11 protein-coding genes, 1 pseudogene and 1 other annotated feature are annotated in these 11,387 nt (G+C 36.6%); of the genes and pseudogenes, 3 read left to right on the plus strand and 9 right to left on the minus strand.

Annotated elements, in window-relative coordinates; all coding sequences use genetic code 11:
- Positions 1-34 precede the first annotated feature (34 nt).
- From ACIQ38_RS18605 to ACIQ38_RS18615, 3 genes are read right to left on the minus strand one after another with little or no spacing between them, the layout of a single operon-like run.
- Positions 35-193 carry a Fur-regulated basic protein FbpA gene (locus ACIQ38_RS18605; RefSeq protein ID WP_402826560.1) on the minus strand — a complete coding sequence of 53 codons (159 nt, stop codon included), beginning with the start codon at positions 191-193 and terminating at the stop codon, positions 35-37.
- Between the two features lie 58 nt (positions 194-251).
- Positions 252-815 (minus strand): VanZ family protein, encoded by a 564-nt coding sequence (locus ACIQ38_RS18610; RefSeq protein ID WP_402826563.1) that lies wholly within the window; start codon positions 813-815, stop codon positions 252-254.
- Complete coding sequence (locus ACIQ38_RS18615; RefSeq protein ID WP_402826565.1) at positions 816-1,547, minus strand: AAA family ATPase; 732 nt, start codon at positions 1,545-1,547, stop codon at positions 816-818. It lies immediately after the preceding gene.
- 54 nt (positions 1,548-1,601) lie between these two features.
- Between ACIQ38_RS18615 and ACIQ38_RS18620 the strand changes: the two genes are divergently transcribed.
- Positions 1,602-2,210, plus strand: a complete 609-nt coding sequence (locus ACIQ38_RS18620) for a DUF3298 and DUF4163 domain-containing protein (protein WP_402826568.1) — start codon at positions 1,602-1,604, stop codon at positions 2,208-2,210.
- 62 nt (positions 2,211-2,272) lie between these two features.
- Positions 2,273-3,049, plus strand: a complete 777-nt coding sequence (locus tag ACIQ38_RS18625; protein WP_402826571.1) for an HAD family hydrolase — start codon at positions 2,273-2,275, stop codon at positions 3,047-3,049.
- A gap of 94 nt (positions 3,050-3,143) precedes the next feature.
- On the opposite strand, the gene serA is transcribed toward ACIQ38_RS18625, so the two are convergent.
- Entirely contained in the window at positions 3,144-4,730 is a 1,587-nt protein-coding gene (serA, locus tag ACIQ38_RS18630; RefSeq protein ID WP_402826574.1) for a phosphoglycerate dehydrogenase, read from the minus strand.
- On the minus strand, positions 4,730-5,890 hold the full coding sequence (locus ACIQ38_RS18635) for a pyridoxal-phosphate-dependent aminotransferase family protein (protein ID WP_402826577.1): 1,161 nt from the start codon (positions 5,888-5,890) through the stop codon (positions 4,730-4,732). The genes serA and ACIQ38_RS18635 overlap by 1 nt, the downstream gene beginning before the upstream one ends.
- Positions 5,891-5,950: 60 nt before the next feature.
- Positions 5,951-6,181: a binding site (T-box leader), on the minus strand.
- Positions 6,182-6,562: 381 nt separating this feature from the next.
- Here ACIQ38_RS18635 and ACIQ38_RS18640 point away from each other — a divergent pair.
- Positions 6,563-7,927, plus strand: coding sequence for an aspartate kinase (locus ACIQ38_RS18640; protein ID WP_402826580.1), 1,365 nt, complete (start codon positions 6,563-6,565; stop codon positions 7,925-7,927).
- A 94-nt stretch (positions 7,928-8,021) separates the two neighbouring features.
- Here the strand turns inward: ACIQ38_RS18640 and ACIQ38_RS18645 are convergent, their stop codons facing one another.
- The 4 genes and pseudogenes from ACIQ38_RS18645 to ACIQ38_RS18660 all read right to left on the minus strand — a co-directional run bounded on the left by ACIQ38_RS18645 (position 8,022) and on the right by ACIQ38_RS18660 (position 11,253).
- Positions 8,022-8,471, minus strand: coding sequence for a GNAT family N-acetyltransferase (locus ACIQ38_RS18645; RefSeq protein WP_402826583.1), 450 nt, complete (start codon positions 8,469-8,471; stop codon positions 8,022-8,024).
- 137 nt (positions 8,472-8,608) lie between these two features.
- Positions 8,609-9,127, minus strand: a complete 519-nt coding sequence (locus ACIQ38_RS18650; RefSeq protein ID WP_402826951.1) for a GNAT family N-acetyltransferase — start codon at positions 9,125-9,127, stop codon at positions 8,609-8,611.
- Positions 9,104-9,586, minus strand: a pseudogene (locus tag ACIQ38_RS18655) (NUDIX hydrolase); the annotation flags it as partial. The pseudogene ACIQ38_RS18655 and the gene ACIQ38_RS18650, both read right to left, overlap by 24 nt.
- Positions 9,587-9,975: 389 nt before the next feature.
- Positions 9,976-11,253, minus strand: coding sequence for an MDR family MFS transporter (locus ACIQ38_RS18660; protein WP_402826586.1), 1,278 nt, complete (start codon positions 11,251-11,253; stop codon positions 9,976-9,978).
- Positions 11,254-11,387: the final 134 nt, after the last annotated feature.

The raw sequence follows: 11,387 nt of genomic DNA on the forward strand, positions 1-11,387 counted from the left end.
AGCAATAAAAAAGTGCCTTTTATATCGGCACTTTTTAACTTTCTTCTTCTGCTATATATTCTTTCATTAATTCATAATAATTTAGTTGGTATAATTGTCTTCCATCAATTTTAAATACGCCTTTCTTCACTAAATCCTCAATCATATTATCTCGTTTTTCTTCCATTTTTGATTCTTTCATTTGCATGTTCATAGTTGTCTCCTTGCATAGTTAATACATTGTATCTTTACCCATTTAGGAAAACTTTAAACTATTTTTTAAACGCTTTTGCGAAAATCGGAAACCGTCGATGGACGAACAAATAACATATGTACCCTAAAAAAGCCCCTAATGTATTCAACCAAAGATCGTCCACATCGCTACTCCTATTTTGGGGGATTTGTGTAATCTCAATAAAAAGCGAAATGCATAAACCAATGATCACTGTATTCGGAAAATATACCATCCTTCTATAAAGCAGCGGCAATAAGAAACCGATAGGCATAAAGAGAATAATATTTCCAAGAAAGTTAATATAAAAAGGTTGCCAAAATCCTAAATAAACAATCGCATTATACGTTTCTTTGACAACACGGAACATTTGTAAGTTTACTCCCGTTACATATGCTTGCTCCACTCCTGATTTCGGAATAATAGTTTGCGAAAATAATCCGATAAGTACACAAATAAACAGAAGAAATCCGATTTCATGCAAACTTTCCTTTACATTAAATCCTCTTTTCTTCCAACGAGCAATACGCCAAATAATCACAATAGGAAGTGCTATACAAATAAAAAAGAACATATCGTCCAAGTAAGCTATAATAACATTCATTTATTCACCCGCTAACAATTCCTCTAAAAATTTTTCACGATGATCTAAAAAATACTTCGTTATTTGATAATGACCCGTCATTTCATATTCTACTTCTTCAATTTTGCCGTGATCAAAACTAAGAATGGTTGCATTAGGATAACCCAAAATAATCGGTGAATGCGTCGCAATGATAAATTGACAGTCTTCTTCCTCCACAAGATCATGCATAATACGCAAAAAAGACAGTTGTCTTTGTGGAGACAAAGCAGCTTCTGGCTCGTCCAATAAATAAATAGCACGTCCATTAAAACGATGTAAGAACAGTGAAAGAAATGATTCTCCATGTGATTGTTCGTGCAGGGATTTCCCTCCGTAGCTATCTAAAACACCTGGACGCTCTCTTTCCAATTCATCGATATGTGAAGCGAATTGATAAAATGATTCTGCTCGCAAAAAGAAGCCATTTGTTACTTTGGGCATCCAAGACAATCGAATATGTTCACCTAGTGCGCTTTGGATAGCCTCTACTTCATACAAATTATTCCTGCTTCCACCCGCCATATTAAACTCACAATTATCTGCTATCCCTTCAAGCAAGGTTGATTTACCTGTGCCATTTTCACCAACCAAGAAAGTGACACTGCTTGTAAGTTCTAGTTCCGTTAAGTTTTTAATCGTTGGAATCGTAAAAGGATACTGATTCTCAGCGGTTTCTTTGCTATTCAAAATCGAAACTTTTTTCAAAAACATATGTATCTCCTCCTACTCATACTATCTATTAATAACTTCGAAAGGCTGTGAACCTTGAATCTCCCCACTCGAATTGAAACAAAACGTATTTTTAAACATTCGCCAAATGTAAATGTATACTATCCCATTGTAACTAACTTACCTCATCCAAATATAGAAAAAAAGATTAATGCGGATATTATTACACTTTTGAACAAAATGTTAATCGAGCAAGGCTTTTATACAAAAGGCGTACAAGAGATTACTGGCTATTATGAAATAAAAAATAATCAACGTGGAATTTTAAGCATATTATTGATTATCTACACTTTTTCTGGCGGTGCCCATGGATTAACGGTTTGCAAATCGCTAACTTTTGATGTTACTACTGGGAAAATGTATACATTACCAGAACTCTTTAAACCGAATAGTGATTACGTCAAAACCCTCTCTGCAATGATTAATAAAAAAATTATCGAATGGGATGTTCCGCTTCTCGGAGAATTTAAGGAAATACGAACAGATCAAGATTATTATATAGCGGACCATTGTTTAGTCATTTATTTTCAATTATATGAAATTACTCCATATGTATATAATTTTCCGTTTTTCCCGATTGTCATTAAAGATATAGAAAGTATCATACCAGTAAACGGTCCTCTTGAAAAAATGCTCTACTTCTAGTGACACTTCCCCTTTACTAAGTTAAAGTATTAAGTAAGACAGTAAAGGGGGAAAATTCAGAAATGAAAGCAATTTTTTTCGATTTAGACGATACTTTATTATGGGATAAAAAAAGCGTGGAAACCGCTTTTCAAAAAACATGTGCGTATGCGGCTTCGAAAGTAAACGTCGATGCAGCATCACTAGAACTTGCCGTTCGAGAAGAAGCAAGTGCACTATATGATACATACGAGACACGTCCTTTTACACAAATGATTGGTATAAATCCTTTTGAGGGGTTATGGGGAACCTTCGATGACCCGAGCGAAGATTTCCAAAAGATGAAAGCAATTATTCCCCAATATCAAAAACAAGCATGGACAAGCGGGTTAAAAAAATTGGGCATTGAAGACGAAGCACTTGGAACTGAGCTCGCTACATATTTTCCAAACATGCGAAAAGGAAGTCCTTTTATATATGAAGAAACTTTTGAAGTACTTGATCAATTAAAGGACAAATTTACACTTCTTTTAATGACAAACGGTTCGCCAAGCCTACAAAATACGAAGTTAGAAATCTCACCAGAAATTGCTCCATACTTCGACCATATAATAATTTCCGGAGCATTCGGAAGAGGAAAACCAGATCCATCGATATTTGAACACGCCCTAGATTTAGTAGGAATTACAGCGGATGAAGCATTGATGGTTGGGGATAATTTAATGACGGATATACTTGGTTCTTCCAAAGTCGGCATACAATCTGTTTGGATCAATCGGGAAAACAAACCTGCAAACGATGAAATAATGCCTACCTATACTATTGAGAACTTACGAGAGTTATTAGCCATTGTAGAGTAGAACAAAAAGAAGAGAGCTTGTCTCCTAGTCGCTAAATAAACTCTAGGAGACAAGCTCTTTCTATTAGTTTTAATGATTTTCCAACTAAACCAAATTACAAATCAATCGGCGTGGCATCATAAATATCAGCCAAGCCCTTCAATTGCTCCACACCAGTTTCTTCTACATGCTTATCAATAGAAAGCATCATGATTGCATCCCCACCAACTTCAGAACGACCAACTTGCATTCCTGCGATATTAATACCTTCTGTTGCAAGTAGCGTTCCTACACGTCCAATAGCACCTGGTTGGTCTTTATGGCGAATAAACAATAAAAATCCTTCTGGTACAACGTCTACAACAAAATCATCCACCCGTACGATTCGAGCACCTAGACCGTTTAATAGAGTACCAGACACTTTACGAGTTTCCGTAGCAGTTTTTACTTCCACTGTGATTAAGCTAGTAAATCCTTTAGACTTCGTTGTTTTATGTTCATTCACAACTATGCCAATTCGATCAGCAAGGAATTTTGCATTTACATCATTAACTGATTCTCCAAGTTTACTTTTCAATAAACCTTTCACTGCATTCCTTGTCAGCGGTCCTACCGTCATATTAGCTAACTCACCAGAGTAGTAAATATTTAATTCTTCTGCTACACCGTCTGCTAGGTCACTTAAAAATGAACCGAGTTTTTCTACTAGGTTAAAATATGGTTCGATTTTCGCCATAATATCTTTTGGTACAGATGGAAGGTTAACCGGATTCTTTACTACGCCGCCTTGTAAAAAGCTCACGACATCATAAGAAACATCCACTGCAACAATTTCTTGTGCTTCTACAGTACTTGCACCTAAGTGAGGTGTTGCAATGACTTGTGGTAGCGTTAGTAGCTTATGATCTAAAAATGGTTCTTCCTCAAATACATCTAATGCCGCTCCCGCCACTTTTCCTTCTACAATGGCATTGTACAATGCATCTTCATCAATGATTCCTCCGCGTGCACAGTTAATAATTTGTACACCGTCTTTCATTTTTTCAAATGCTTCTTTATTTATTAAATGACGTGTTTCTTTCAGTAGCGGTGTGTGTACTGTGATAAAATCAGCAGCACTGATTACTTCATCGATTGTTCCAAATTGAACGCCTAGTTTTTCTGCTTTTTCAGGTGTTAAAAATGGATCATAAGCAATCACGTTCATTCGTTGACCTTTTGCACGTGTTGCAACTTCTGCTCCTATTCTCCCTAGACCTACTACACCTAATGTTTTGTTTTTAAGCTCTACACCGATAAACGCTTTGCGATCCCATTTTTGATTTTTCAATGCATGGAATGCTTGTGGAATATTGCGAGCTAGTGACATAAGCATAGCTACCGTATGCTCAGCAGCTGAGTTTGTATTACCATCTGGTGCATTTACAACGATAATTCCACGTTCAGTTGCAGCAGGTAGGTCGATATTGTCCACCCCAACCCCAGCACGGCCAATGATTTTTAGTCTCGTCCCTTTTTCAATAATTTCGCGCGTTACTTGCGTCTGGCTACGAACAAGTAATGCATCAAACTCTCCGATTCGTTCTCCAAGTTCCTCTGGTGATAAGTTCGTCTCTATTACTATATTAAAACCTTCTGCTTGTCTTAAAGGATAAATACCATCTTCACTTAGTGGATCACTAATTAATATATTGAATGCCATTATTTATTCTCCCCTTCATTTAAAAAGACTAGTTGTGCTGCAGCTGTTGCTTTACCTAGTTCGATATCTTTTCCGATTTTCTTTAATGCTATTTCAACTGCACTAATAATTTGAAGCACATCAGCTGGAGAGCAATAGCCCATATGGCCGATTCGGAAAATCTTGCCTGTCAAATGCTGTTGGCCGCCTGCAACAGAAATCGCAAATTCCTGCTTTAATATTTTTCTGAATTCCTCTGCATCAAAATCTTCTGGCTGTACTGCTGTAACAGTTGGAGAAGCATCTTCATCTGTTGTTAATAAAGGAATATTAATCGCTTTAAATGCAGCTCGAGTCATTCTTTTCAGTAAATCATGACGACTATATACATTTTCTAATCCCTCTGCTTCTATTAAGCTAAGCACTTGTTTTAGACCAAATAGTAAAGAAAGTGCAGGAGTGAAAGGCGTCGTATCTTTCAATAAATTGTCTCTATATTTCTTTAAGTTTAAGTAAAATCTTGGTTGCTCATTTTCTTCAATAACTTTCCATGCTCGTTCGCTAGCGGCAACAAATGTTAATCCCGCAGGTAACATAAAGGCTTTTTGAGAACCGGTTACCATTACATCGATTCCCCACTCATCCATTTTCGTTTCCACTCCACCGACACAAGAAACACCGTCAACAACGACTAATGCTTCGGACACTTCCTGAATTGCTTTCGCAAGTCGATCAATTGGATTCAATATACCAGTAGATGTTTCGCAATATGTAGAAAAAACAGCTTTCACTTCTGGATGCTCTGCCACATAAGCTTTAACTTCTTCCGGATCTAGAGCTTTTCCCCATTCCACATTTAGCACATGTGTTTTAATATGGTAAGCCTCGCAAATTTTAGTGAAACGATCACCAAATGCTCCCGTTACAACTACTAGTACTTCTTCACCTGGTTTTACTACATTGACTACCGCAGTTTCTAACCCTGCTGTCCCACTTCCAGCAATAATCGCAACTTCTTGTTCAGTTCCAAAAATGCGTTTCAATCCTGGAGCAATATTCTTCAACATTTGAGATGTTTCTTTTCCTCTATGTCCAATCATTGTTTGGTTCATTGCTCGTTGGACACTCGGTGGAATTGGACTCGGCCCTGGAATTCGTAAAATGGTTTGATCTTGTAACATATTCATTCTCCTCCTTATTTTGAAAAACAAAAAAGCCCTTCGCTCCCTACACATATACATGTAAGGGGCGAAGAGCTTGTAAAAAACTCACGCGGTACCACCCAAATTTACTGCAAAAAATCTACAGCCTCAAAAGAAATATGCTTAACGCGCATCGCACGAATGAACCTACTAAATCGTTCAGCTCACCAATTCAAGAGTGGAACTCTATAATCGAAATCACTGATTCGCACCACCCATCAGCTCTCTTAGATTTCAAACTATAAAACTTGTCTCTATCCAAATTGTTAACTTGTTATTGAATTTAAATCCATATTATCAGAGTAATTTTTATTGTCAATATAGTAAAAATACTTGAAAGCGTTATCATTTTAAAATCACTTAATAAAACGTTGATTTAACGCCTTTTTTAAAAATAAAAAATATTTTACGAAAAATTATAATTCGTATTTAAGCGTTGCATATACTAACATATCAACCGATAATAATATATAACATTTAATATACGAACTTAAAATACATAAATAATTATTTCGTTCGTATTAATGAAAATATCCAATCACTAATTACAACAAATATATTGACTGAATCCATTATAATTTGTACACTGTATAAAATCATTTGTTTTTTCTAGAAATACATTCACATATTAAAAAGTAAGGATTTGATAAAATGAAAGTGAGTAAATTTGGTGGGACATCTGTAGCAAATGCAGAACAAATAAAAAAAGTAGCAGCAATCGTAAAAGCGGACTCGTCACGGAAATTTGTAGTCGTGTCAGCCCCTGGAAAACGTCACGATGCGGATAAAAAAGTAACGGATTTATTAATCGAACTGGCAAATGCAGCAATACATAATGAAAACGTGGAAGAAAAATTACAAAATGTAGTTTATCGATATAGAGAAATTGCTGAAGGACTTGGGTTAGATCAAACAATTTGCGATGTGATCGAAAAGGATTTACGCACACGTACTATTGAAAACAAATCCAATGTCGAACTGTTTGTTGATAATATAAAAGCGAGCGGGGAAGATAATAACGCGAAACTCATTTCAACGTACTTTACTAGCATTGGAATACCTGCGCAATATGTCAATCCAAAAACAGCTGGATTAGTTGTGAATGATTTACCAGAACGTGCACAAGCTTTACCAGAAGCATATGACAACTTAAGCACATTACGAAACAGTTCGGAAATCATCGTATTTCCTGGCTTTTTTGGCTATACAAAAGAAGGAGTCCTTCGTACATTCGAACGTGGTGGTTCTGATATAACCGGATCAATCGTAGCAGCGGCTGTACAAGCGGAATTATACGAGAACTTTACGGATGTCGACTCTGTTTTTTGTGCAAATCCAAGAGTTGTTAATAGTCCCGCAGAGATCGAAGAAATAACATACCGTGAAATGCGTGAACTTTCCTATGCAGGCTTCTCCGTTTTCCATGATGAAGCTTTAATGCCTGTTTATAAAAGCGGAATTCCTGTTTGTATAAAAAACACAAATAATCCTTCTGCTCCAGGAACAAAAATTGTAGCAGAGCGAAAAGCTAATCGTCGTCCCGTCACTGGTATTAGCGCAGATAACGGATTTTCCATTTTGTATGTAAGCAAATATTTAATGAACCGAGAAATTGGTTTCGGTCGTAAACTACTTCAAATTTTAGAAGAAGAGAATATTTCGTATGAGCATACGCCATCAGGATTAGATGACATTTCCGTTATTATGCGAAGCCATCAACTGACACTCGAAAAAGAAGTACGTATTATCAATCGTGTATTAAACGAGCTACATGCAGAAGATGTGCACTTCCGTCATGAGTTCTCGATGATTGTCGTAGTCGGTGAAGGTATGAACAATAGCACTGGACTCGCAGCACGTGCAGCAACAGCTATTTCTAGAACCGGTGCCAATATCGAAATGATTAACCAAGGATCATCGGAAGTTAGTCTTGCATTCGGTGTCCATAAAAGCAACGAAAATAAAATATTACGCGAACTATATAGCGAATTCTTCGCACCTGTAACAGTCCAATAATTAATAACCTCCAAGAAGATTTACTCATCTTGGAGGTTATTTTTTAGGCTATATTTATGAACACTAACTTTACTAAAAGCTCAAACGACATCTTTTATTTTAGTATCCATTCATATTGAATATCTGGTAAGTTTTCTTCATTTTCATGTCCTCTACTTATAATTTCAAACCCATGTTTTTCATAAAACCGTTGTGCTTTTTCATTTATTTCAAATGTGTACAATGTTAGTTTCCCACTTGATTGCGCCTTCGCTTTATCTAGTAATGTCTGGCCTATACCAATCCCTTGATACTCTAGATGAATATATAGCTGACTAATTTCTCTATCGTTATAGGCAACCATTCCAACAACTTTTTGATCAATTAAAGCTAAATCTATTTGAAACTGTTCAGGTAATATATGATTTAAAAAATAAAATTGATTTTCAAAATCATGAATTTCTTTTTGACCAATAGCCCGTTCCTTGCTATCTCGCCACATCTTCACTGTTTGTTCGGCGTACTCGGCATTATATGGAATAATGCTGACTTTACATCTTTTCATCTTATGCCACCTCGATTTTTTAAAATGCATTGTCTAACTATAGGAACCAATACTTCAAGCATATCCTTTCACAAACAAATTTGTTACAAGTATATTACAGGTGCCTGGCACCCGTAATAGCACCCGTAATATACTTGTCAAAGACACGGCATATGATTTAATTGAGTTGTTTTCACATAGTGTACGAGCGTCATTTTATCATTTACTTTCCACTTCTCATCCGTTTGTACATATCCCATCTTTTCATATAAATAGCAGTTTCTTTTTTCTTCTTGTATTGTATCCAATTCCCAACGATTCGCTTCTGGGTATAAACCTTCAATACGTGTCATCACTTGTTGGGCAATACCTTTACCTTGGAATTCATCTAAAATATTGATCATATGAAGTCGCATGATCCCTGGTGATTTCGGATAGATATGTACACTTCCAACAAGCGAATTTCCTAGCGTTATTTTAAAGAAATCTCTAATTTTTAAACGCTCCTCAAAACGCTCAAACGTCTGATTTGCCGGGGTTGTTTCATGATCCTCGTATTTTTCATATAATGGTTGAAATACTTTTCTTTGTAATTCGAATAACTCTTCTGCATCCGCTGCAGTTGCTTTTCTTAGAGAAATCTTGGATTGAATCATCGTAAATAATGCATCTAGCATATGATAGGGAATAAATTCACCAGTTTGGACTAAGTCCCCAATTTCCTCCATCGTAGCCCATTTTGCATCCGCTACTTCTTCATATTGAAGGCTTAAATCCTCGGTATTTATGTCTTGCACAACAAGAAAATGATCGTCAAACCCTCTTGCAAATTTAATTGTAAATAAAATCTCTGAATTGACCATCTGTAGATCAATCCCAAGTTCTTCTTTGACTTCACGAATTGCAGCCATTTCACTTGTTTCCCCCGCAAGTGCCGATCCAGCTGCAGAACAGTCCCACATATTAGCCCAACCTTTTTTCCATGGCTGTCTTCGTTGGATTAAAAATTGCCCCTCTTCATTTATTATCCAAACATGTATGACTTGATGAAAATCTCCTTCTTGCATCTCTTCCCCACGGATATGGGTTTTCTCTGTTTTCTCCCTGTTTTCATTATAAATATCCCAAACTTCCATTTTCCCACCTACCCTATATTGATTCGATTATTATATCATTTAAATTCCTTTTGATTGACATTATAATTTATTTATGCGATAATGCGATATGTTGACATTTTTGGTACGACATAAGTTTTAGAAATATGGCATTCTGCTTTATGTGTTTTTGATAATACTTATTCACACTGGCGCGACTATAGGGTCGCAAGGACGTAAAAGAAGGTAGGGTTTACGTTGCTTAGGTTAGAAAGCAACCAGTGGAACAATTTACCGCGGCATTGAAAGGGAACTCTTTCATGTAGATTATTCCCCGAACTTTTTCGGGATGAAATTTAAAATTCAAAAGTTATGTTATACCTATACAAAATCAAGGGGTACTCTTTCTATTAGAGTGCCCCTTGTCCAATTTACATAACTATTTCTTTTTGTCTCTTATCATATTCCTTAAACATTACCAAATAAATAAACCCACTAGCTATCGCTAAAACCGCTAATATAACAAATGTCCATGTAAAGCCGATCCATGTTACAAGCGGAAATACTAATGGCGCTATCGTTCGTCCAATCGTGTACCGCAAACTAGCTGCGGCAAAGTATTGTCCCCGCATATCCGCTGGTGCTAACTTTGACACAAAGCTTTCTTGCAAACCAACCGTCGCTAGCTCCCCAAACGTAAATATCGCCATCGCAATTAGGAACACCCAAAAGTTAGCAGTCATCGGGAAAATGAGCATCGCAATCATATATAAAAATGAGGAAAGAAAAAACACCCATTTTTCTGGATACTTGCTCATCCATCTGGATACAAAAACCGTCAGTAACACAACTAATAGCCCATTCTCGGATAATAAAATACCAAAAGAGCCTTCACCCGTCACAGACCACTCCCGACCAAAGAAATTCCCTAACACTTGCTTATCAATTACTTCTTTCATATAAACAGGTATTAACATATCTAACTGCATAAACGTTTGTGCAAGCAAAATCCCTGCAATAACATAAAGGAGAAATACTCTATCCTTCACGATTAACCCATAAGCTTTCACTTGATCAACCACTACTTGCTTCCAACCATTCCCGCCTTTTGCAGCTAGTTGATTTTTCATCTCTTCAGGCAATGTTTCTTCCGTTAAAAATCGCAGAGCCAAACCAACTAAACAGAATATAATACCAGCAACAAGCAGTAAAACAAAACGATGTTGGAAAAACAGTACTGCCCCTACGATTGGTCCGATCACAACCGAAATATTGATAGATGTATAGAACACTGAAAAAACAGTACTTCTCTCATGCTCCGGTACAACATCCGCAACAATGGCTTGACTCGCAGGATGATAAAATGATCCAGCTATTCCAGCAATCGTGAAAGCTACGAAACTGAGCATCGGTGAATCTAACCAAGGAGAGTTGGCAAACGCAAAAAGTATAAATGCTGCCCCTTCTACTGTGGCTGAAAAGAATAACATCGTCCTTCTACCAAACCGATCCGCACAATAACCTCCGATTAAATTTGCCGCGACGGAAAATACTTGTGAAATCACAAGTAGTATTCCAGCCATACTAGTTCCGAATTCATCTGCAAAATAAATAGCAAGAAACGGAAACACCATCCAAAAACTTAAATTACTAAAAAACTCACCAAACAATCGAACTTTTAAAGGTCTATCCCAATCTCTAATTCTCATCTTTTTTTCCTCGTATCTTATAGATTATACAATCCTATCATAATATTTCGGATTTCGAAACAGAAAAAAAGACTTTTACATACCTTTTACATTAAAAAACTATCCTTCGACGAGAACGCCATTCAGGATAGCAA

It is taken from the genome of Psychrobacillus sp. NPDC096389, from assembly GCF_044762855.1.
Lineage (GTDB): Bacteria > Bacillota > Bacilli > Bacillales_A > Planococcaceae > Psychrobacillus.